This window comes from Anaerostipes sp. 992a, from assembly GCF_001940245.1.
Classification (GTDB): domain Bacteria; phylum Bacillota; class Clostridia; order Lachnospirales; family Lachnospiraceae; genus Fimousia.
Genome location: NZ_MJIG01000006.1, coordinates 1 through 22,706 on the forward strand (window position 1 = coordinate 1; position 22,706 = coordinate 22,706).

The 22,706-nt window shown below is 41.7% G+C and carries 20 protein-coding genes, 7 tRNA genes and 1 rRNA gene; 26 read left to right on the forward strand and 2 right to left on the reverse strand.

Annotation, left to right across the window (positions count from 1 at the left end; all coding sequences use genetic code 11):
- The 8 genes from BHF69_RS12950 to BHF69_RS12985 form a co-directional block, all read left to right on the forward strand.
- A 23S ribosomal RNA gene (locus tag BHF69_RS12950) occupies nucleotides 1-2,566 on the forward strand; the annotation flags it as partial.
- A 130-nt stretch (nucleotides 2,567-2,696) separates the two neighbouring features.
- Nucleotides 2,697-2,770, forward strand: a tRNA-Asp gene (locus tag BHF69_RS12955).
- Nucleotides 2,771-2,797: 27 nt separating this feature from the next.
- Nucleotides 2,798-2,870, forward strand: a tRNA-Val gene (locus BHF69_RS12960).
- A 5-nt stretch (nucleotides 2,871-2,875) separates the two neighbouring features.
- A tRNA-Thr gene (locus tag BHF69_RS12965) sits at nucleotides 2,876-2,948 on the forward strand.
- Between the two features lie 27 nt (nucleotides 2,949-2,975).
- Nucleotides 2,976-3,057: transfer RNA gene (locus tag BHF69_RS12970), tRNA-Tyr, on the forward strand.
- Nucleotides 3,058-3,067: 10 nt separating this feature from the next.
- A tRNA-Met gene (locus BHF69_RS12975) sits at nucleotides 3,068-3,141 on the forward strand.
- Nucleotides 3,142-3,172: 31 nt separating this feature from the next.
- A tRNA-Phe gene (locus BHF69_RS12980) sits at nucleotides 3,173-3,245 on the forward strand.
- Nucleotides 3,246-3,286: 41 nt separating this feature from the next.
- Nucleotides 3,287-3,359, forward strand: a tRNA-Lys gene (locus BHF69_RS12985).
- A gap of 80 nt (nucleotides 3,360-3,439) precedes the next feature.
- On the opposite strand, the gene BHF69_RS12990 is transcribed toward BHF69_RS12985, so the two are convergent.
- A complete protein-coding gene (locus tag BHF69_RS12990; protein ID WP_075672324.1) occupies nucleotides 3,440-4,249 on the reverse strand; it encodes a helix-turn-helix domain-containing protein in 810 nt (269 codons plus the stop codon).
- A gap of 456 nt (nucleotides 4,250-4,705) precedes the next feature.
- Between BHF69_RS12990 and BHF69_RS12995 the strand changes: the two genes are divergently transcribed.
- From BHF69_RS12995 to rsmI, 6 genes are read left to right on the forward strand one after another with little or no spacing between them, the layout of a single operon-like run.
- Nucleotides 4,706-6,118 (forward strand): aminotransferase class I/II-fold pyridoxal phosphate-dependent enzyme, encoded by a 1,413-nt coding sequence (locus BHF69_RS12995; protein ID WP_075672326.1) that lies wholly within the window; start codon nucleotides 4,706-4,708, stop codon nucleotides 6,116-6,118.
- 15 nt (nucleotides 6,119-6,133) lie between these two features.
- Nucleotides 6,134-6,760: a dTMP kinase gene (tmk, locus tag BHF69_RS13000; RefSeq protein WP_075672328.1), complete on the forward strand. Its 627-nt coding sequence runs from the start codon at nucleotides 6,134-6,136 to the stop codon at nucleotides 6,758-6,760.
- A 46-nt stretch (nucleotides 6,761-6,806) separates the two neighbouring features.
- On the forward strand, nucleotides 6,807-7,799 hold the full coding sequence (gene holB / locus BHF69_RS13005; protein ID WP_075672330.1) for a DNA polymerase III subunit delta': 993 nt from the start codon (nucleotides 6,807-6,809) through the stop codon (nucleotides 7,797-7,799).
- The gene (locus tag BHF69_RS13010) at nucleotides 7,793-8,698 is read left to right on the forward strand and encodes a PSP1 domain-containing protein (RefSeq protein ID WP_075672332.1); all 906 of its coding nucleotides are present in this window, start codon (nucleotides 7,793-7,795) and stop codon (nucleotides 8,696-8,698) included. The genes holB and BHF69_RS13010 overlap by 7 nt, the downstream gene beginning before the upstream one ends.
- The gene (locus BHF69_RS13015) at nucleotides 8,698-9,441 is read left to right on the forward strand and encodes a tRNA1(Val) (adenine(37)-N6)-methyltransferase (RefSeq protein ID WP_075672334.1); all 744 of its coding nucleotides are present in this window, start codon (nucleotides 8,698-8,700) and stop codon (nucleotides 9,439-9,441) included. Before BHF69_RS13010 ends, BHF69_RS13015 begins: the two co-directional genes overlap by 1 nt.
- Before the next feature lie 8 nt (nucleotides 9,442-9,449).
- Entirely contained in the window at nucleotides 9,450-10,289 is an 840-nt protein-coding gene (gene rsmI / locus BHF69_RS13020) for a 16S rRNA (cytidine(1402)-2'-O)-methyltransferase (protein ID WP_075672336.1), read from the forward strand.
- Nucleotides 10,290-10,433: 144 nt separating this feature from the next.
- Here the strand turns inward: rsmI and BHF69_RS13025 are convergent, their stop codons facing one another.
- On the reverse strand, nucleotides 10,434-10,697 hold the full coding sequence (locus BHF69_RS13025) for an AbrB/MazE/SpoVT family DNA-binding domain-containing protein (RefSeq protein WP_075672338.1): 264 nt from the start codon (nucleotides 10,695-10,697) through the stop codon (nucleotides 10,434-10,436).
- Nucleotides 10,698-10,842: 145 nt separating this feature from the next.
- On the opposite strand from BHF69_RS13025, the gene BHF69_RS13030 reads away from it, so the two are divergent.
- The 12 genes from BHF69_RS13030 to BHF69_RS13085 all read left to right on the forward strand — a co-directional run bounded on the left by BHF69_RS13030 (nucleotide 10,843) and on the right by BHF69_RS13085 (nucleotide 22,703).
- A complete protein-coding gene (locus BHF69_RS13030) occupies nucleotides 10,843-11,412 on the forward strand; it encodes a hypothetical protein (RefSeq protein WP_075672340.1) in 570 nt (189 codons plus the stop codon).
- A gap of 79 nt (nucleotides 11,413-11,491) precedes the next feature.
- The gene (locus tag BHF69_RS13035) at nucleotides 11,492-14,137 is read left to right on the forward strand and encodes a translation factor GTPase family protein (protein WP_075672342.1); all 2,646 of its coding nucleotides are present in this window, start codon (nucleotides 11,492-11,494) and stop codon (nucleotides 14,135-14,137) included.
- 134 nt (nucleotides 14,138-14,271) lie between these two features.
- Nucleotides 14,272-14,796 (forward strand): spore maturation protein, encoded by a 525-nt coding sequence (locus BHF69_RS13040; RefSeq protein WP_075672344.1) that lies wholly within the window; start codon nucleotides 14,272-14,274, stop codon nucleotides 14,794-14,796.
- Nucleotides 14,797-14,965: 169 nt separating this feature from the next.
- A complete protein-coding gene (locus BHF69_RS13045) occupies nucleotides 14,966-15,538 on the forward strand; it encodes a 2-oxoacid:acceptor oxidoreductase family protein (RefSeq protein ID WP_075672346.1) in 573 nt (190 codons plus the stop codon).
- Nucleotides 15,538-15,837, forward strand: coding sequence for a 4Fe-4S binding protein (locus BHF69_RS13050; protein ID WP_075672348.1), 300 nt, complete (start codon nucleotides 15,538-15,540; stop codon nucleotides 15,835-15,837). The genes BHF69_RS13045 and BHF69_RS13050 overlap by 1 nt, the downstream gene beginning before the upstream one ends.
- Nucleotide 15,838: 1 nt before the next feature.
- A complete protein-coding gene (gene porA / locus BHF69_RS13055; protein WP_075672350.1) occupies nucleotides 15,839-17,020 on the forward strand; it encodes a pyruvate ferredoxin oxidoreductase in 1,182 nt (393 codons plus the stop codon).
- Nucleotides 17,021-17,030: 10 nt separating this feature from the next.
- Nucleotides 17,031-17,966 carry a thiamine pyrophosphate-dependent enzyme gene (locus tag BHF69_RS13060; RefSeq protein WP_075672352.1) on the forward strand — a complete coding sequence of 312 codons (936 nt, stop codon included), beginning with the start codon at nucleotides 17,031-17,033 and terminating at the stop codon, nucleotides 17,964-17,966.
- A gap of 157 nt (nucleotides 17,967-18,123) precedes the next feature.
- Nucleotides 18,124-18,558, forward strand: a complete 435-nt coding sequence (locus BHF69_RS13065) for a MarR family winged helix-turn-helix transcriptional regulator (protein ID WP_075672354.1) — start codon at nucleotides 18,124-18,126, stop codon at nucleotides 18,556-18,558.
- Nucleotides 18,559-18,607: 49 nt separating this feature from the next.
- Nucleotides 18,608-19,642: a LacI family DNA-binding transcriptional regulator gene (locus BHF69_RS13070; RefSeq protein WP_143249562.1), complete on the forward strand. Its 1,035-nt coding sequence runs from the start codon at nucleotides 18,608-18,610 to the stop codon at nucleotides 19,640-19,642.
- A 291-nt stretch (nucleotides 19,643-19,933) separates the two neighbouring features.
- On the forward strand, nucleotides 19,934-20,989 hold the full coding sequence (locus tag BHF69_RS13075; protein WP_075672356.1) for a PTS fructose transporter subunit IIC: 1,056 nt from the start codon (nucleotides 19,934-19,936) through the stop codon (nucleotides 20,987-20,989).
- Between the two features lies 1 nt (nucleotide 20,990).
- The gene (locus BHF69_RS13080; RefSeq protein ID WP_075672358.1) at nucleotides 20,991-21,728 is read left to right on the forward strand and encodes a sugar phosphate isomerase/epimerase family protein; all 738 of its coding nucleotides are present in this window, start codon (nucleotides 20,991-20,993) and stop codon (nucleotides 21,726-21,728) included.
- 12 nt (nucleotides 21,729-21,740) lie between these two features.
- Nucleotides 21,741-22,703, forward strand: a complete 963-nt coding sequence (locus BHF69_RS13085; protein WP_075672360.1) for a sugar kinase — start codon at nucleotides 21,741-21,743, stop codon at nucleotides 22,701-22,703.
- Nucleotides 22,704-22,706: the final 3 nt, after the last annotated feature.

Genomic DNA, 22,706 nt, shown 5'->3' on the forward strand with positions numbered 1-22,706 from the left:
AGATAGGAGAAAGGTTTTGGAAAAGCCTGCCGGAGAGGGTGAGAGCCCCGTATCCGAAATCAGGAGCCAGCCAGCAGGATCCAGAGTACCACGAGACACGTGAAACCTTGTGGGAATGAGCGGGGACCACCCCGTAAGGCTAAATACTACTTAGTGACCGATAGCGCATAGTACTGTGAAGGAAAGGTGAAAAGGACCCCGGGAGGGGAGTGAAAGAGAACCTGAAACCCTGTGTTTACAAGCTGTGGAACTATTTTAAAGTAGGACCGCGTACTTTTTGTAGAACGGTCCGGCGAGTTGCCACTGCTGGCAAGGTTAAGTGCCAGAGGCACGGAGCCGAAGGGAAACCAAGTCTTAATAGGGCGAAAGTCAGCAGGGGCAGACCCGAAACCGGGTGACCTATCCATGTCCAGGTTGAAGCTGCCGTAAGAGGCAGTGGAGGACCGAACCCACATCCGTTGAAAAGGGTGGGGATGAGGTGTGGATAGCGGAGAAATTCCAATCGAACCCGGAGATAGCTGGTTCTCCTCGAAATAGCTTTAGGGCTAGCCTCATGATAGTCTGCTGGAGGTAGAGCACTGAATTGCCTAGGGGGCGTCAAAGCTTACCAAAGCATATCAAACTCCGAATGCCAGACAGATGTTTCATGGGAGTCAGACCATACGAGATAAGTTGGATGGTCAAAAGGGAAAGAGCCCAGACCACCGGCTAAGGTCCCAAAGTGCGTGTTAAGTGGAAAAGGATGTGGGATTTCGAAGACAACTAGGATGTTGGCTCAGAAGCAGCCATTCATTCAAAGAGTGCGTAATAGCTCACTAGTCGAGAGGTCCTGCGCCGAAAATGTCCGGGGCTGAAACACGACACCGAAGCCGTGGAATCACGTAGTGATTGGTAGAGGAGCATTCTTAAACGGTGGAAGCTGTACCGGAAGGAGCAGTGGACGGTTAAGAAGAGAGAATGCCGGAATGAGTAGCGAGAAAGAAGTGAGAATCTTCTTGGCCGAATATCTAAGGTTTCCAGAGTAAAGCTGATCTGCTCTGGGTAAGTCGGGGCCTAAGGCGAGGTCGAAAGACGTAGTCGATGGATAACAGGTTGAGATTCCTGTACCGCATGAAATCAGAACTGTGGGGACACAGACAGGAAGAGGGAGCCGGGAATGGAAAGTCCGGTCCAAGCGAGGTAGGAGTACCGATGGCAAATCCGCGGTGCGATCCGAAGACGTGACGGGGAGCGAACATAAGTAGCGAAGCCCTTGCCCCTGGCTGTCAAGAAAAGCCGCTATCGTATTTCATGTGCCCGTACCGTAAACCGACACAGGTGGATGAGGAGAGAATCCTAAGGCCGACGGGAGAAGTGTTGTTAAGGAACTCGGCAAAATGGCCCCGTAACTTCGGGAGAAGGGGTGCCTGCGAGAGCAGGCCGCAGAGAATTGGCCCAAGCAACTGTTTAGCAAAAACACAGGTCTATGCAAAACCGCAAGGTGAAGTATATGGGCTGACGCCTGCCCGGTGCTGGAAGGTTAAGGGGAGGGCTTAGAGCAATCGAAGGTCTGAACTTAAGCCCCAGTAAACGGCGGCCGTAACTATAACGGTCCTAAGGTAGCGAAATTCCTTGTCGGGTAAGTTCCGACCCGCACGAAAGGCGTAATGATTTGGGCACTGTCTCAACAACACACCCGGTGAAATTGAAATACCAGTGAAGATGCTGGTTACCCGCGCCAGGACGGAAAGACCCCATGGAGCTTTACTCTAGCTTGATACTGGGATTCGGTACTGCATGTACAGGATAGGTGGGAGACGTGGAATCATGGACGCCAGTCCATGAGGAGTCGCTGTTGGGATACCACCCTTGCAGTATTGGATTTCTAACCAGCAGCCGTGATCCGGCTGGGGGACAATGTCAGGTGGGGAGTTTGACTGGGGCGGTCGCCTCCGAAAGGGTATCGGAGGCGCTCAAAGGTTCCCTCAGAATGGTCGGAAACCATTCGCAGAGTGCAAAGGCAGAAGGGAGCTTGACTGTGACACCGACGGGTGGAGCAGGTACGAAAGTAGGACTTAGTGATCCGGTGGTATAAAGTGGGATTGCCATCGCTCAACGGATAAAAGCTACCCTGGGGATAACAGGCTTATCACTCCCAAGAGTTCACATCGACGGAGTGGTTTGGCACCTCGATGTCGGCTCATCGCATCCTGGAGCTGTAGCAGGTTCCAAGGGTTGGGCTGTTCGCCCATTAAAGCGGTACGCGAGCTGGGTTCAGAACGTCGTGAGACAGTTCGGTCCCTATCCGGCGTGGGCGCAGGAGATCTGAGAGGAGCTGTCCTTAGTACGAGAGGACCGGGATGGACGGACCGCTGGTGTATCTGTTGTCGTGCCAACGGCATAGCAGAGTAGCCAAGTCTGGAAGGGATAAACGCTGAAGGCATCTAAGCGTGAAGCCCCCCTCAAGATGAGATCTCCCATTCTTCGGAAGTAAGACCCCTTGAAGACGACGAGGTAGATAGGGCAGGGGTGGAAGTGCAGCAATGCATGGAGCTGACTGTCACTAATCGGTCGAGGTCTTAACCAGAGAATGGCTGTAGAGATGTTTGAACGTACAGGAAGAGATGGAAGGTTAAGAAGATATCTGTATGTAGTTTTTAGGGTACATCCTAAAGATAAGGCCAAAAGCAGAGTGCTTTTAGTCTTTTCTATTATACGGCCTAGTGGCTCAGTTGGTTAGAGCGCCGCCCTGTCACGGCGGAGGTCGAGGGTTCGAGTCCCTTCTGGGTCGTTTGAAAATTTTATATTTTCTAAAAATGGGATCATAGCTCAGCTGGGAGAGCACCTGCCTTACAAGCAGGGGGTCACAGGTTCGAGCCCTGTTGGTCCCATTCATGCCGTCGTGGCTCAATTGGCAGAGCAGCTGATTTGTAATCAGCAGGTTATCGGTTCAAGTCCGATCGTCGGCTTTTTTTTGTGCTAAAGCGCAAGATTATGGATGGATTCCCGAGTGGCCAAAGGGGGCAGACTGTAAATCTGTTGGCAACGCCTTCGAAGGTTCGAATCCTTCTCCATCCATTTTTTATAGCGCGGGATGGAGCAGTCTGGTAGCTCGTCGGGCTCATAACCCGAAGGTCGTTGGTTCAAATCCGGCTCCCGCAACTCATACAAAATAATAAAAATTGTTTTGTACGCCCAGATAGCTCAGTTGGTAGAGCAGAGGACTGAAAATCCTCGTGTCGCTGGTTCGATTCCGGCTCTGGGCATTCCATTGAATGCCGAAAGGCATAAATGTTAATATAGATATGGGTGTGTAGCTCAGTTGGTAGAGCACTTGACTTTTAATCAAGTTGTCCGGGGTTCGAACCCCCGCACGCTCACGAAAAAGCCTTAAGGAATGTTCCTTAAGGCTTTTGTTATTACATAAGAAATTCTCTGAATTTCTTATGTAATGGTAATATTAGATTGGAATAAAGACTTTGAAATAATGGGTTTCCTTCGGCTCATAGGCGATTTTTATGCGTATGGCATAGGCATCGCCATGGTAGTCAGAAGAAAAATTTTTATAAATCTGATGGATACGACGGACAAGTTCGCCGTCGGAAGTATAATTTTTTGTGCATATAGACAAATAGGCCACAAAAGCCTTTTGCTTCTCTCCTCCGATGGTTTGAAGATCCGGTCGTTTTTCTAAAAGTTCTTCTGGAAAATATTTTTTTTCAATGATCTGTCCCCAATAAAACATATTAGAAGAGCCTTCCATGGTTTCTTTTGGTAGGCATACACAGGATTTGGCATAAGGAAGGTAATCAATGAGATTTACATTATTTTTCTCCATTTGATAATCATCCAGATATTCCAGCTGCTTTGTCTGAGCGAGAAAATAATGGGGTGGAAAATTACAGATAAACCAGTCGTTTAAGTTAGCGTCTAAATAGCGGAGTTCTTTATAATAGGATTGAGTCATCTGTTTTTTTTTCAGTAATTCTTCAATTACCAGATCAATATCATCCATATGCTTTAATAACATATCATTTATTGTATCGCTGTTTGCAATTTTACATAAAGTATTCAATTCTTTTACAGAAAATCCAAGATTGCGGTACTTGATACATTCATGAAGATATGTACAGCTATTTAGATCGTAAAATCGGTAATTGGAATGGCTGTCTCGAATAGAAGAGAAAAAGCCTTCTTTTTCGTAGTATTTAATGGTGTGGGAGGTGACTCCGGCAAATTTAGCCAGAGTTCCTATTTTCTTTTCGTGCATAATAACTCCTATATTAATTTATTTATGTTTGATTTGTTGGAAAGGTAAAAAGACTGAAACGAAATTTGTTTCAGCCTTTTTACTCGTGTGTGTTAAATTTTAAGAAGAAAGTCTTAAAGTGTTATCTTCAGCTTTTATTATAAAGCTGAAACTAAGGGTTAAGTCAAGAAAAAAATGGAATATTTTTCTTATTTTTTTCTTAATGGAATTTCGGGAATTTTCTTGAAAAAAGACAAGTCTCTGATAGGATTGCAGGTGTACGTTACAGTAAGATACATTTTAATAAGAGCGTGGGGTATGTTCCTAAGTAGAGAAGCCCAGGTAAAATTTTAGGGAAAAGAAATGATTTGTTTAAAACCTGTGCCTAACACTTAGGTTTGAAATGACAAAAAGAAAAGTTGGTGTAGAAAAAATAGGCGGAGAATGAGAAAATAGAAAAAAGAAAGGAAAAGGATTATGGGAATGATATATGAGAAAATAAAAAGGCATAGCCAGAAGGAAGATTATCCTTTTCATATGCCGGGACATAAACGAAGAGGATTGGATATCTTTGACGGGGTACATCCATATGAAGTGGATTTTACAGAAATTGATGGTCTGGATGATTTGCATGCGCCGGAGGAGATGTTTCGTGCATCCATGGACAGAGCCAGAAGTTATTATGGCACAAGAGAGACCTTTTATCTGGTAAATGGAAGTACGTCTGGGATTATGGCCGCAATTGCATCAGTGTGCCAGCTGGGAGATACGATCATTATGAGCAGAAATTGTCATAAGTCTGTGTACATGGCAGTGGAGCTATTGGGATTAAAGCCAGTTTACCTTTATCCGAAGGTTGAGGAGGAGAATGGATTGGTCACGCACATTTTTTGTGGAGATTTACAGACAATTGTGGATAACCACCCTGATGCAAAGGCTGTTATGTTAGTAAGTCCTACGTATGAGGGGATGACCATGGATGTGAAGGCAGCAGCTGATATTACGAAAACGGCAGGAATGACATTTATTGTAGACGAAGCGCATGGAGCTCATTTTCCATTTCTAAAAAAGAGAGAGGAAAGATATTTACAGTTTCCAACAAGTGCAATAGAGTGTGGAGCAGATTTGGTCATTCAGAGTCTTCATAAGACGATGCCTGCACTGACGCAGACAGCATTGCTTCACGTGTGTACGGAAAAGGTGTCCATACGAAGGGTACAGGAATGCATTGATTATTTTGAAACAACCAGTCCATCTTATCTGTTAACAGCATCTATAGATGATGCCATATCTTTTGGAATCGAGAAAAAGGAGAAATTTGAAGATTATGCACAGAGGCTGTACTGGCTCAGGGAAGAATTAAAGAAGTTGGAACATCTTTCCCTTGTACCTGTAGATGATCCTGGGAAACTAGTAATTTCTACTTCAAAAACAAATATGACAGGAAAACAATTATATGATATATTATTAAATAATTATCACCTTCAGATGGAAATGGCGCAGGAGACTTATTGTCTGGCAATGACCAGTGTCTGTGATACGCAAGAGGGATATGACAGGCTGATACAGGCATTGAGAGAGATTGACAGAAACCTGGTTACCAAAAGACCGGTTGTATTCTCCAAATGGATGATGGAAAATGAGCTGGTTTACGTTCCAAATCGGGCGAGAGCAATGGAGATGACGGAGAACTTGATTGAAGAAAGTGAAGGAAAAGTAAGCGGTGAATATGTTTACTTATACCCTCCAGGAATTCCGCTGATCGTTCCGGGCGAACGGGTGGACCAGGCTTGCATTGATAAAATCAGAGAATATGAGAAAAAAGGATTAAAAGTCCGGGGAATGGCTGATCCAGATGGGAAGACGATAAAAATTATCAATGAGCAATAGAATAGAGGAGAAAGCATGTCAGGTTTATTTATTACGATGGAAGGAGCAGATGGAGCAGGAAAATCTACTCAAATTGAGAAATTAAAAGACTATTTATCGAATAAAGGATATGATATAATATTATGTAGGGAACCAGGCGGAACTGTCATCAGCGAGGCAATTCGGACAGTAATTTTAAATCGAGAATTTACGGAAATGGGGAATATGACGGAGCTTTTACTATATGCATCAGCGAGAGCTCAGCTGGTGGAGGAAGTGATCCGTCCGGCATTAGAAGATGGTAAGATCGTTATATGCGACCGTTTTGTGGATTCTTCTGCAGTATATCAGGGAGTTGCGAGAGGAATGGGCTCCCAGCTGGTTTATGAAGTGAACAGGTATGCAATGGGAGATACGGTTCCGGATATTACGATCCTTTTAGATATTAAGGGAAAAGAAGGCATTCTGAGAAAGAAGAAGCAGGCTCAGTTAGACCGGATGGAGATGGAGTCGGCCGCATTTCACGAGAAGGTTTCCGATGGATATCGGATGTTAGCAAAGGAACATCCAGAGCGAATCCATATGATTGATGGGACACAGACCATCGAAGCAATTCACAGCCAGATCATAGAGGTTGTGGATGCTATATTAGATACAGAATAGATTGGAAAGGTTCTGTATTAGATTCATGGAAAAGAGGCGAGATAATATGTGTAATTTTCAAAATATTATAGGACATGAACAGAACATAGAGCATTTAGAAAAAGCGATTGCAGAAGGAATGGTTTCTCATGCCTATATTTTTAATGGGGAGGAAGGAATAGGTAAGATGACCGTGGCAAAAGCATTTGCGAAGGCATTATTGTGCGAGCAGAAGAACAGCTGCGGGCATTGTCAGTCCTGTATACAGATTGATTCTATGAACCACCCAGACGTTATTTATGTTACTCATGAAAAATCAGTGATTACGGTGGATGATATTCGTGATCAGGTAAATCATACCATTGCAGTAAAGCCTTATAGCAGCGAGTATAAGATTTATATTATTGATGAAGCAGATAAGATGAATGTAATGGCGCAGAATGCTCTGTTAAAGACTATTGAAGAGCCACCAGAATATGCAGTGATCATTTTGCTGGCGGACAATAAAGATACATTTCTGGAGACCATTCGTTCCAGATGTATTCAGTTGAATTTTGGACCATTAAAAGAAGAGCAGGTAAGAGATTATATTCGCAAGCATTATGGAGAGAATAATAGCAAAGAGGATCTTGCAGCAGCATATTCTATGGGCAATATAGGAAAAGCCATTAAGGTAATGGAATCACAGGAATTTGAAGAGATGAAGAATCGCTGTCTGAATATGCTGGCACATATTAAGGAATGGAACATTCATGAGATCGTGCTTTATCTGAAACAGATGGATGATTACAAAGACCGAGTATTCGAGTTTTTAGATATTATTACGATCTTCTATCGGGATATTCTGATCCTTAAGGTAACTGGTCTTCCGAATAAGACGGTATTCAAAGACAAGTATTCTCTGATGAGAAAGCAGTCTGTATACTTAAGTTTTGAAGGAATTGACCGCATTATCAAAGAAGTAGAAAAAGCAAAGGTAAGATTGAATGCCAATGTAAACTTCGATGTCACATTGGAGCTTCTTTTGTTTGCAATGAAGGAGAACGGAACAAAATGGTAGAAGTAATAGGAGTCCGTTTCAGACAAAATGGGAAGATTTATTTTTTTAACCCCAATGATCTGAATATTGAAGTGGGACAGAATGTGATCGTAGAGACTGCCAGAGGCATTGAATACGGCAAGGTTGTCCTTGGAAGAAGAAAAATTAAGTCTGAAAAGGTTATTTCCACATTAAAATCAGTGATTCGGATTGCAACGCCCGAAGATGATAAAATTAATGAAGAGAATAAGAAAAAGAGCAAGGATGCTTTTAAGATCTGTCTGGAGAAAATCGAAAAGCATGGTCTGGAGATGAAGCTGATCGATACAGAGTATACGTTTGATAACAATAAAGTATTATTTTATTTTACGGCAGATGGAAGAATCGATTTTAGGGAATTGGTAAAGGACCTTGCTTCTGTATTTAAGACCAGAATCGAATTGAGACAGATTGGAGTCCGGGATGAGACAAAAATTATGGGAGGCATCGGTATCTGTGGAAGAAGCTTATGCTGTCATACCCATTTATCTGAATTTGTACCAGTATCCATTAAGATGGCAAAAGAACAGAATTTATCCTTGAATCCGACTAAGATTTCAGGTGTATGTGGCAGACTCATGTGTTGCCCGAAGCATGAACAGGAAACATATGAATATCTGAATAAAAAGCTTCCGAATATAGGAGATCAGGTCAGAACCAGCGATGGCCTTAAGGGAGAGGTGCAGAGAGTGAATGTACTTCGCCAGAAGGTAAAGGTGATCGTGGAAGATGAGAATGGTGAAAAAGATATTCACGAATATAAGATCAGTGAATTGCATTTTAAGCCAAAACGTAAGAAAAAGAATAACCAGACTGTTCAGGATGCAGAGTTAAAGGCATTAGAAGAACTGGAGCGTAAGGAAGGAAAGTCAAAACTGTAATGAAGATAGAGAAGATGCCAGAGGAAAGGCTAGATGATTTACAAATCAAAGGTTACCGGATTCTTCAGAAAAAAGAAGGATTTTGTTTTGGCATGGATGCAGTACTGCTTTCTTCTTTTGCTAAGGTGAAAAGAGGAAAAAAAGTTTTGGACCTTGGAACGGGAACCGGTATTATTCCGATTCTGATGGAGGCAAAGACTGCAGGAGGACATTTTACAGGATTAGAGATTCAGTCAGAATATGTACAGATGGCAAGAAGAAGTGTCAGGATGAATGGGCAGCAGGATAAGATATCCATCGTAGAGGGGGATATTAAGTCGGCGGTAGAGATTTTTGGACAGGATTCGTTTGATGTGGTCACATCAAACCCACCATATATGGTGGATCAACACGGAAAGCAGAATGAGAATGAAGCGAAGGCCATCGCCAGACATGAGCGGCTGTGTACATTAGAAGATATTATCATACAGACAAAAAAGCTACTGAAGCAAGGCGGTAGCTTTTTTATGGTTCACAGAACGTATCGTCTGGCAGAGGTTATGTATCTGATGGTCAGAGAAGGACTTGAGCCCAAACGTATCCGTATGGTGCATCCATATGTCAATAAGGAACCAAATATATTTTTAATTGAAGGATTAAAAGGCGGAAAGCCGAGAATTCAGGTGGAGCCTCCGCTGATTGTTTATAAAGAACCAAATGTATATCAGGATGAGATCTATGATATCTATGGTATGGAAAGGTAAGGGAAGATATGGCAGGGCAGTTGTATTTATGTGCCACACCGATTGGCAATTTAGAGGATATTACTCTTAGGGTATTGAATGTCTTAAAGGAAGTGGATCTGATTGCGGCAGAGGATACGAGACACAGCATTAAGCTTCTCAATCATTTTGGTATCAAGACAAAGCTTACCAGTTATCATGAATATAATAAAGTGGATAAGGCTGTGTATCTGGTACGCCAGATGCAGGAAGGCATTAATGTGGCTTTGATCACAGATGCCGGGACGCCAGGAATTTCTGATCCAGGGGAAGAACTGGTACGTCAGTGCCATGAAGCGGGAATTGTCGTTACCTCTCTTCCAGGGGCCTGTGCCTGTGTAACAGCATTGACGATTTCTGGACTGCCAACGCGAAGATTCTGCTTTGAGGCGTTTCTTCCAGCGGATAAAAAGGAGCGGAAGGCAGTGCTAAATCAGCTCAAAACGGAGACAAGAACCATTATCCTATATGAAGCTCCACATCGCCTGAAAAAAACCCTTCAGGAGCTAAAATCAGAGCTTGGAAACCGGAATATGACCCTTTGTCGGGAACTTACGAAACGACATGAGGATTATAAGAGAATGACGATCCAGGAATTGATCGATTACTATGAAGGGAAAGAGGTTCGGGGTGAATGCGTACTGGTGATCGAGGGAGTTACCTTTCAGCAGCTGGAGGAAGAAGAACAGAAAAGCTGGGAGAATATTTCTATAGAGGAACATATGGAGAAGTATTTATCCCAGGGCTTGTCCAAAAAGGATGCCATGAAGCAGGTAGCTAAGGACCGTGGAGTGGGAAAAAGAGACATTTATCAGGCATTGCTTGATTAGAGCAGACGTGAGGCTGTATCGCAGCCTTCTTCTTTTTGCATTGTCTGCATTTCTCATGGAAATTTGATACAATAAAAAAGGAAGGCAGATCAGCCTTCCTTTTCAAGTTTTAAGAAAACGACAACTTCTTTGTAAAGTTGTGCATTATTCGGAAATAGTGAATCCAGCAAGTCTTGCCAATTCTTTGATTGAATTCTTAGAAACTTTCTTACCTTTATATTCAACAAGGTCTTCCATGTCTCCGGTGAAAATGTCGCTAGGATCATACTTTTTCAAGATGATCTTATCGTCATCTACAAAGATTTCTAATGGATCACGTTCATTCACGTCAAGATTCCTTCTCAATTCAATCGGTAAAGTAATACGACCCAACTCATCCAATTTTCTCACAATTCCAGTACTTTTCATACCAATACCTCCTAAAACAAACGAAACATAAATACTACTTTCAAGGTAACATATATAGTTTTCAAAGTCAAATATTTCAGAAAAATTTCATATAATGGTAAGAATTTCATAAAATGGTAAAAAGAGAATTGGAGAATATGACAGAGTGATTACATATATTTGGTCTGGAATGATTATCTTAAGTGTGATTTGCTCAATTTTTACTGGGAATATGCAAAATCTATCGGAAGGAATTTTGGATTCTGCCAGAGAGGCCATTGATCTTGCTGTCTATATGGCAGGCATTGTGGGGCTTTGGACTGGAATGATGAAAGCAGCAGAGAGTATTGGTTTTCTAAAAAAGATAGAACAAATGTTACTTCCGGCTATACATTTTTTGTTTCCTGGTTTAAAAAATTCTCAGGCAACACAATATATAGCTACCAATATGGCAGCCAATATATTGGGGCTTGGCTGGGCAGCCACGCCAAGTGGATTAAAGGCTATGAAATGTCTTCAGGAATTAAATGGAGGGCAGAATACAGCCAGTGTGGAGATGTGCACTTTTTTGATTCTTAATATTTCATCATTGCAGTTGATACCGGTCAATATAATTGCCTATCGTGCCCAGTATGGAAGTGTGGATCCAACGGCCATCGTGGCACCCGGGATTGGGGCGACAGCAGTAAGTACGGGAGTGGCGATTGTGTTTTGCAGGTGGATGCAGCGAAAATGATAGTTTCCAAAGTTGATAGGAGCAATGAAAATATGATAGGATGAATAGTAAAAGTAATTAGTAACTTGGAGATGAATGTATGAAGAAATTAGTTTTTGGAATTCTTGCACATGTAGATGCAGGAAAGACCACATTATCGGAAGCATTGCTCTATACCTCCGGAAGCATTCGCAAGATTGGACGGGTGGATAAGAAGGATGCGTTTTTAGATACATATGAGCTTGAAAGGACAAGAGGAATTACCATCTTTTCTAAGCAGGCAGAGATGAAGTTTGGCGATACCAGCATGACTTTGCTGGATACGCCTGGACACGTGGATTTTTCTACGGAGATGGAGAGAACATTACAGGTGCTTGATTATGCCATTTTGGTGATCAGCGGGGCAGATGGATGTCAGGGACATACGGAAACCTTGTGGCGGCTTTTGGCCAGATATCAGATACCGGTATTTCTATTCATTAACAAGATGGATCAGCCGGGAACAGACAAGGAGAAATTGCTTTCCCAATTAAAAAGCCGTTTGAGTGACGGATGCATTGACTTTAGTGATACGGATTCAGAAGAATTCTATGAAAGTGTTGCCATGACAGAGGAAGCGCTGTTGGATTCTTTTCTGGAGAATGGAAGTTTACAAAGAGAGCAGATTATAGAGGCAATTAAAACCAGGAAAGTCTTCCCATGCTTTTTTGGTTCTGCCCTTAAGCTGACCGGGGTGGAAGAATTCTTAAAAGGGATTGATGAATATACCGGGGAAATGGAGCATAAAAAGAAATTTGGTGCAAGGGTATTTAAGATTGCCAGGGATGAACAGGGCGGACGATTGACCTATCTTAAGGTCACTGGAGGTAGCTTGAAGGTCAAGGATATGCTGCGGACAGAGCGATTTGAGGAGAAAGTGAATCAGATCCGCATTTATTCTGGAGCACGGTATCAGACGGTGAATGAAGTGCTTCCGGGAAGTATTTGTGCCGTTACAGGTCTCACGATGACACGGGCCGGGGAAGGGCTTGGATGTGAAGAAGGTGAGATGGCACCGATGTTAGAACCAGTGCTGCATTACCGGATCGGATTGCCAGAGGAGTGTGATCCTAGTGTTATGCTTCCCAAGTTAAGGATGCTGGAAGAAGAGGATCCACAGCTTCATATTACCTGGAATGAAGAGCTTGGGGAAATCCAGGCACAGATTATGGGAGAGGTTCAGATTGAGATTTTAAAAAATCTGATCCAAGAGCGGTTTGGCGTAGATGTGACCTTTGATACTGGAAATATTGTATACAAAGAGACCATTGCAAATATCGTAGAAGGTGTGGGACATTTTGAACCGTTGCGTCATTATGCGGAGGTACATCTTCTGATGGAACCAGGAGCTCCAGGAAGCGGTCTTGTAATCGGAACAGACTGTAGCGAGGATATGCTGGATAAAAATTGGCAAAGATTGATCCTGACCCATTTATGTGAAAAGGAACATAGAGGTGTTCTGACTGGAGCGGCTATTACGGATCTAAAGATTACTTTAATGGCTGGGAGAGCTCATCAGAAGCATACAGAAGGCGGAGACTTCCGTCAGGCTACCTATCGTGCGGTCAGACAGGGACTGATGCAGGCAGAATCGGTGCTGCTAGAGCCATACTATGAATTCCGCATGGAGATTCCGGAGTCAGAGGTGGGCAGGGCCATGATGGATGTGGAAAGAATGCATGGAACCTGCAGCATTTCATACGATGAGAACGCCCAAAATGGGGTCAATATGACAGTTTTAACTGGAAGTGCACCAGTTGACTGCATGAGAGGGTATCAACAGGAATTTACGGCATTTACAAAGGGCTATGGACGGCTGTTTCTAAGACTGAAAGGCTATGAGCCTTGCCATAATCAGCAGCAGATCATAGAGGAATCTGGATATGATCCGGACAGAGATCTGGAGAATCCAACGGGCTCTGTCTTTTGTTCCCATGGAGCTGGCTTCGTGGTTCCATGGAATCAGGTGAAGGAGTATATGCACTTAGAAAGTATTTTGGAGAGAGAAGCAGAGGTGGAACAGAAAGTGGTTCCCGTTAGAAATAGTATGGAGGAAGGCGACAGATGGATTGGTGAGGACGAAATCGAAGCCATCTTCCGACAGACATTTTATGCAAATAAGACTGATAAATCCATACCCAAACGTGCATTTAAGAACCGAAAACCAGATACTTATGCCATGGCACAAAATTATAAGGGAAGTACGAGAAAGCGTGTTCCGAAAAAGGGAAAATATCTGCTGGTGGATGGATATAATATTATCTTTGCGTGGGAAGAACTAAATGAACTGGCTTCGGAAAATATTGACAGTGCCAGGGACAAGCTTTTGGATATTTTGTCCAATTATCAGGGCAGCAGGCAGGGAGAACTGATCGTTGTCTTTGATGCTTATCGGGTAAAGGGGCATCAGACGGAAATTTTTGATTTTCATAATATTCACGTCGTCTATACCAAAGAAGCGGAAACAGCAGATGCCTATATTGAGAAATTTGCCCATGAGAATGGAGAAAAGTATGATATTACGGTAGCCACATCGGATCATCTGGAGCAGATTATCATTATGGGACAGGGATGTCAGCTCATATCAGCAAGAGAGCTGCTCGCAGATGTAAAACGTCTGGAAAAAGATGTGAGAGAGCAGCTGAGTATGCAGGTTCCGGAACGAAATGTGATAGGGAAGATCGATATAGAACTGAAAAAGGATTAATGATAGGAATTCAAAAAGCTATCTGGTTGGATGTAGAAGTGTTCGCATTCTACATCCGATCAGATAGTTTTTTTGTAATAAAAAAACATAGTAAGTACATAAATTACAGTAAAAGTGCAGGAGGCAGAAAGTATATGATTTCCTATATTTCTAGCAGCTTGATCCCCATTCTTTTTTTTATGATTGTTTTTTATGGATGGAGAAAAAAGCAGGATGTTTATCAGGAGTTTTTAAAGGGGGTGGGAGAAGGATTTAAAATTGTATTGGAGATTGCTCCAACATTGATCGGTCTGTTCATGGCGGTCAACATGGTTCGTACTTCAGGTGCCATGGAGGTAATGTTAACGGTATTAAGGCCAATTGGAGAGGCGGTGAAGTTTCCTGTTGAAGTCATTCCGGTGGTGGTGGCAAAGCTGTTTTCCTCTTCTGCCGCCACCGGAATTCTTCTGGATCTTTATAAGGAATATGGTGCGGATTCCCTGATTGGATTTACAGCATCCCTGATCCTGAGCTCTACCGAAACGGTGTTTTATACCATGTCAGTTTATTTTATGTATGTTGGGATTAAAAAAACAAGATGGACATTGCCGGGGGCATTGCTTAGTATGATGGCTGGGACCATAGCCAGTATTTTGATTGGGCAGGCTGTATTTTCTTAAGTAAGGGTATGATTTTTCTTTTCAAAGAAAGACGATAGAACGAAATCATTAAAAGAATAAAAAGTGAAATGAATATAATTCATTTGTAACATGAAAAGAATTTTGGTATAATCGGATTTGCTCACATGCAAAAAATGGTAAGAAATTGAAAAGGATAAGGAGAGAGAAGATGAAAAACTGTGTAGAGATCAGATGGCATGGCCGTGGCGGCCAGGGAGCCAAAACTGCAGCACTGTTACTGGCGGATGTTGCATTCCAGACAGGTAAATATGTGCAGGGTTTCCCGGAATATGGACCAGAACGTATGGGTGCACCGATTACCGCATATAACAGAATCAGTGACGAAGTTGTCCGGGTTCATTCCAATATCTATGATCCAGAATATGTTGTGGTAGTAGATGAAACATTGTTGGAAACGGTAGATGTAACAAAAGGATTAAAGGAAGAAGGAGCCATCGTTATCAACACGGCGAAACCAAAAGAAGAGATTCTCCCTCATTTAAAAGGATATAAAGGGAAAGTATATACGATTGATGCCCGCAAGGTATCTGTAGCTTGCTTAGGAAAGTATTTTCCAAACTCCCCAATGCTGGCTGCAATTGTAAAGGTAACTGGATTGATGGATGAAGAGTTGTTCTTAAATGAGATGAGAGCATCCTTCCAGCACAAATTTGCAAGTAAGCCGGAAGTAATCGAAGGAAATATGAGAGCACTTTCCATGGCATTAGAGGAGGTTCAATAATGGCAACAGATATCAGTAAATTAACATTGACTGCAAGATGGCAGGATCTGACTACAGGAATGATGATTCATGCCGGCGGAACATCAGAAGAATTTAATACCGGAGAATGGACATCCGTAAAGCCTCATGTAAAAGAAGAAGACTGCAGACAGTGCTTATTGTGTGCACAGGCATGTCCAGATAGTGCGATTCCGGTAAATAAAAACGAACGGGTAAAGGTTGACTTAAAACATTGCAAGGGTTGTGGAATCTGTGCAAAGGTGTGTCCGTTTGATGCAATCGAAATGGAGGGATTATAAAATGGCAAAGAGAGATCGTTTATCAGGAAATGAGGCAGTGTCCTACGCATTACGTCAGATTAACCCGGATGTATTTCCAGCGTTTCCAATCACGCCTTCTACAGAAATTCCTCAGTATTTTGCCTCCTTTGTAGCAAATGGACAGGTGGATACGGAATTTATCCCAGTAGAAAGTGAACACAGTTCCATGAGTGCTGCCATTGGGGCATCTGCAGCAGGTGCACGAAGCCTGACTGCGACTTCCTCCTGTGGATTGGCTTTGATGTGGGAGGAGCTATATGTAGCAGCATCCAACCGTCTTCCGGTAGCACTTGCTTTGGTAAACCGTGCATTATCCGGGCCGATCAACATTAACTGTGATCATTCGGATTCTATGGGAGCCAGAGATTCTGGCTGGATTCAGATTTATGCAGAAAATAATCAGGAAGCATATGATAATATGGTACAGGCCTTTCGCATTGCAGAGCATCAGGATGTTCGTCTGCCGATCATGATCTGTCAGGATGGATTTATCACCAGTCATGCGGTTGAAAATATTGAATTATTGGACGATGGGGATGTGAAGAACTTTGTAGGAGAATATGAACCGGAGAATTACTTGTTAAATCCGGAATGCCCAACAGCAGTAGGACCATATTCTGTCACAGATTTCTATATGGAAGCCAAACGTGCACAGGCAGAAGCTATGAAAAACTCCAAACAGGTGATCTTAGATGTTGCAAAGGAATTTGCACAGATTTCTGGAAGAGAATATGGATTATTTGAAGAATATCGATTAGAAGATGCCGATTATGCAGTTGTTATGATCGGATCTGCAGCAGGGACCACAAAGGATGCGATCGATCAGATGCGGGAGCAGGGCAAAAAGGTTGGTTTATTAAAGCTTCGTGTATTCCGCCCATTCCCTGCAGAAGAAATTGCAGAGGCTTTGAAAAATGTAAAGGCGGTGGCAGTGATGGACCGTGCAGACAGCTTCAGTGATCATGGTGGACCTTTGGGAGCAGAGGTTATGGCAGCATTGTTCAGAAACCGTTCTCAGGCATATGCAATTAATTATGTATATGGTTTAGGCGGACGAGATGTTCGGGTGGAAGATATGGAACAGGTATTTGAGACCTTAGAACAAATCGCAGCAACAGGGGAAACAGGCGATACATACCGTTATATGGGTGTCAGAGAATAGGAGAGGAAACATGAGTTATAATTTTAAAGAAATCATGAGCAGACCAGAACGTCTTGCTCCAGGACATAGAATGTGCGCTGGTTGCGGCGGAACCATTGCAGCAAGAAATGTATTGCGTGCCCTTCATGAAGGAGACCATGCAGTAATCGGAAATGCTACTGGATGTATGGAGGTATCTACCTTTATGTATCCATATACAGCATGGAAGGACAGCTATATTCATAATGCATTTGAAAATGCGGGTGCGACCATCAGTGGAGTAGAAGGTGCCTACAATGCATTAAAAAGAAAAGGAAAATTAAAAGAGGACGAGACTTATAAATTCATTACTTTTGGTGGAGATGGCGGAACCTATGATATTGGATTTCAGTCTTTATCTGGAGCGGTAGAGCGAAATCATGATTTTGTCTATGTCTGCTATGATAATGGTGCTTATATGAATACAGGGATCCAGAGATCATCTGCCACACCAATGTATGCAGATACAACAACAACACCGGTTGGATCTGTCAGCAGTGGAAAGCCACAGAATCGAAAGGATCTGACGAATATTTTAGTAGAACATGATATTCCATACGCAGCCCAGACCACTTTTGTACAGAATTTTAAGGATTTACATATCAAGGCGGAAAAGGCTATTTATACAAAGGGAGCTGCATTTTTGAATATTATGGCTCCATGTCCTCGTGGATGGAGATATCATACGCCGGATATTATGGATATCTGTAATCTGGCAGTGGAAACCTGCTATTGGCCGCTGTTTGAAGTAGTAGAAGGGGAGTACTACTTAAGTTATGAACCAAAGAAAAAGCTGCCAATTGAAGATTTCTTACGGCCACAGGGAAGATTCAAACATTTATTTAAAAAGGGCAATGAACATCTTCTGGAAGAATTTCAGAAGGAAGTAGATAGAAGATGGGAATCTCTTTTGAAAAAATGTAAATAAAAGAAAAATATGGAGCTCTAATGGGGAAAATCTCCCTGTTAGAGCACTTTTTTTGGGTATACACTGAAAAATCCCTATGTTATAATATTGCAAAGAGATGCCTGGGTGGGTATTGAATGAAAGAGTGTTGGAACAGAACAGGATAGAACGGTGAGATATGAGTCAGAATAAGGAAAACATCAATAAACTGGTGGTAAATATATTTAATAACATTATGCAGGAAGAAGAGAGTGCGCTGATCGTAGGCGAATTTAAGAATATTTCTGTCAATGATATGCATATCATTGAAGCCATCGGCATGGATGAACCTAAGAATATGTCGAAGATTGCATCTATTCTTAATATTACAGTAGGTACGCTGACGATTGCCATTAATAATCTGCTGAAAAAAGGATATGTGGTCCGAAGGCGAAGTGAGAAGGATAGAAGGGTTGTCTTTATTTCTTTATCCGAGCTTGGAGAACGGGCATATGAGCATCATAAGAGGTATCATAAGACGATCGTGAAGCGTCTGACGGAAGATTTAGACGATGAGGAAGTAGTAGTTCTGCAGAAAGCGCTGAGTCATATGTCGGAGAAGTTAGAGAAGTAAAGAATCTATATGACATTGAGAAAGAGGCAGAATATCTAAGGTGAATACAGTGGAAAAGAAAGTACGAAAAAGAAAAAAAGCTACAATGGCAGACGTGGCAGCAGCAGTGGGAGTATCTAAGACAACCGTTTCCAGATATCTTCATGGGGATTACGAATTTATGTCTGAGGAGACTCGAAAAAAGATACAGACCGTAATTGAAGAGTTCAATTATAGACCTAATCGGGCTGCACAGAATTTAAAAGCGGATCGATCAAATTGCATTGGTTTTACAATCGCAGATATAGGGAATCCATTTTCTTCACTTCTGATCAAGGGAGTACAGGCAGAGTGTAGAAAGCGGGGATGCCAGCTGTTGATCGCAGACGCTGATAATAGTCTGGTTCAGGAAAAAAAGAATATTGAATCCTTTTTTAATGAGCAGGTAGATGGTGTGATCATTAATTCTGTAGGCAATAATCGGGATTATATACAGGAAATTTCCCAATCGGAAGAAAATAAACCCATTGTTTTGCTGGATAGGACTTATCAGCCGATTTTTTGTGATAGTGTTGTTAGCAATAATGAGGCAGTTAGCATAGAGATGATGCAGGAATTAGAGAAACAGGGATGGGAGTATATCGTATTTCTTACCGAGTCTGTAGAAGGAATCAGTACGAGAGCAACACGAAAAGAAACGGTAGAAAGATTTCTTTCTGACAATCATAAATTGGATGGACAAATCATTGTTCTTGGAGGAGAAAAGAAGCTGGATATTATGGCGAAGCTTGCCCAAATTATCAGCGTTCATCCAAGAACATGTTTTTTTGCAAATAATGATGAAGTATTGCGAAGAATTATCTCGTATTTATATCATATGCAGCAGGAAATAGGAAGAGATGTAGGAGTTTGTGCTTTTGCAGATGAAAAATGGGCAAAGTACAGTGGACCAGGAATCACCTGCATTGAGCAGCATCCATTTCAGATGGGAGAATCAGCTGCTGATTTATTATTTCAAAGAATTGAGAAAAAAGAAAAAAGAGAGTTTATTTATCGTGAAATCAAGGCAGATATCTGCCGTTATGATTCTACACATTTAAAATAAGCAAAGAATACACAAGCATTTTTGAGATGACAGGGTTGTTACACTAAATTTTAGGGTAACGACCTTATTTTTTTGCGTGTGTCTTTTTGTATTAGTAAAAATGCATAAAAAAGAGGGGATAGAAATAGGGATTGCAACGGAGTTCTTTGTGGAAAACACCAAATTTAAAAAGACAGGTTGACAAAAGTGAGTCCTGGAATTATCATAAAGTTAAGTTAGTTAACCGGTAAACTAAAACGATAAACGGAAACGGTAAACCAAAAGGGAATAAAGAAAGAGGAAAAGGGAAAAATGAAAGATGGATCAAAGAAAAAGAGTATAGGAAGTGTAGTGTATGATGATCTGATGGGAGGGCTTCGGCCGATGATTCCATTTGTAGCAGGCGGTGGAATTTTAATGGCCATATCGTTTATGTTTGGAATGCGGATTGGAGATGATTCAGTCAATCAATTTGCAAAGGTGCTTTATGAAATTGGACATGAGAATGCAATGCTTTTGATGATTCCGATTTTTGCAGGATTTATTGCACATACCATCGCAGGACAGGATGCACTGGCACCGGGAATGATTGGTGGAATGATTGCAAAAAGTACAGGAAGTGGATTCCTAGGAGGAATTGTTGCAGGATTTTTAGCAGGATATCTTGTTAAATTGTTAAATAAGCTTTTAAGCAACTTCCCAGAAGATTTTCAAAGTATTAAAAAACTTTTGATCATTCCTGTTATCAGTACATTTGTCATTGGAATTGTTATGCTGTGTGCTGTTGCAGTACCAATGGCATGGCTGAATCAGGGGTTGACCGGCTTTATTGATGGACTTGGAACAAAGAATCTTGTACTGACAGGAATGGTAATTGGAGGAATGATGGCTGTGGATCTTGGTGGTCCAATTAATAAGGTGGCATATACATTTGCAGTAGCAGCAATCAGCAATGGAAACTATTATCCAATGGCGGCAGCTATGGTGGGAGGAGTGGTTCCACCTCTGGGAGTGGCACTTGCAACTACGTTGTTTAAAAGTAAGTTTACAAAAGATCAGCAGATTCAGGGAAAGACATATTATTTATTAGGAGCAAGCTTTATTACGGAAAGCTGTATGCCGATCGCACTTACGGATCCGGTTCGAATGATTCCGGCTGGAATCATTGGTTCTGCAGTAGCAGGCGGATTGGCGATGCTGTTCCAGATCTCACTTCCTGCACCTCACGGAGGAATCTTTGTTACACCGGTTGTTGAGGGAGCATTGACTCAGAAGTTATTATATTTAGTTGCTATTTTTATTGGAATGGTCGTTTCAGCATTGATCATAGGATTTACAAGAAAACCATTAAAGACAGGAGAACAGTAAGATGAGACAGGAATTAGGAATTAATCTTTTAGTATATAAAGAACAGCTGGAGAAAGGTATGCCTCAGAGCAGTCTGCTGAGAACAATCAAAGAGCAGGGAATTTCACTGGCAGAAGTAAGAAGAGAATACATTCTGGATGAGGCGGAGAGAATAGCGATTTCAAAAGCAGCAGAAAATTTACATATGGATCTTTACTATTCTGTGCCAGAAAAAATCATGGAAAATGACAGCCCCAATGAACAATTGGGTATTTACTTAGAAGAAGCAAAATGCATGAATGTAAAAAATGTCAAATTTAATATTGGAAGTCTTTATAAGGCTACCAAGGAAGGGGTAGAAAAATTAAAGGAAATCATAGAGCTGTATGATATGACCATTACGATTGAAAATGATCAGACAGAGGAAAATGGGACCTTCCAGTGTACGAAAGAGGCAATAGATACAATACAAAAATTTAAACTGCCAATTGGTTATACGATGGATTTAGGAAACTGGTATTGGCAGAAGGAAGATCCTGAACAGGCATTTGAGGAGTTAAGTGATCAGATTTCTATCTTTCATTTAAAAAATATTGCATTTTTTAATGAAAAACCAGAAACGGTCATGCTAGAGAATGGCATCATTCCATGGAAATCTATGATCGGAAAATTGGATGACAGTGTAAAAGTGTTTTTAGAATATCCAATTTCTATGAAAGAGGTAACAAAGCAAATTGAGGTTGTAAAGGAAGCAGAATAAGGAGAAAAAGGTATGTGTGAAGTTTTAACAATTGGAGAACCTATGGTAATGTTTTTAGCGGATACGAAGGAACCATTGAGTCAGGTAAATCATTTTACAAAGATGATCGCAGGGGCTGAATTGAATGTGGCAATGGGATTATCCAGGTTGGGACATAGTGTCTCTTATATGACACAGGTTGGCGAGGATCCATTTGGTGAATATATCAAAGATTTTTTGAAAAAGGAACAGATTGACGATAGTTATGTAAAGATGACATCAGAAGCACCTACTGGATTTCAGATCAAAAATCAAGTAGATGCCGGAGATCCGGAAGTAATCTATTTTCGAAAAGGATCAGCAGCTTCAAAAGCCACGAAAGAAATGTTACGAGATGTAGATTTTAGCGGAAGTAAGGTACTTCATGTTACAGGAATTTTTCCAGCATTAAATAAAGAAACACGGAACATGACAAAAGAGTTGATTGAAATGGCTCATCAAAATGGATTGACAGTAACTTTTGATCCCAATCCACGTCCTGTGTTATGGAATAGCGAGGAGGAAATGATTCGGGAGATCAATCAATTGGCATGTATGTGTGATATTGTAATGCCAGGGTTCCGGGAAGGAAAGTTATTTACTGGACTTCAGACAAAAGAAGAAATTGCTGATTTTTATCTGAATCAGGGTGTAAAAAAAGTAGTGATAAAGCTTGGAACATCAGGATCTTATTCCAAAGAGCAGCTAGAAGATGGATCTTTTAAGGAAAGTGAAGAGGTATGCTTTAAAGTACCGGTTGTGGATACGGTTGGTGCAGGAGATGGATTCGCAGCGGGAGTGATTTCTGCGACTTTGGAAGGACTGGATGATCAGGAAATTTTAGAAAGAGGCAATGCTGTTGGAGCAATGCAGGTAATGAATTTAAGCGATAATGAGGGATTGCCGACAATTAGTGATTTGCAAGAGTTTTTAAAAACATACCAGAAAAAGAATTAGGAG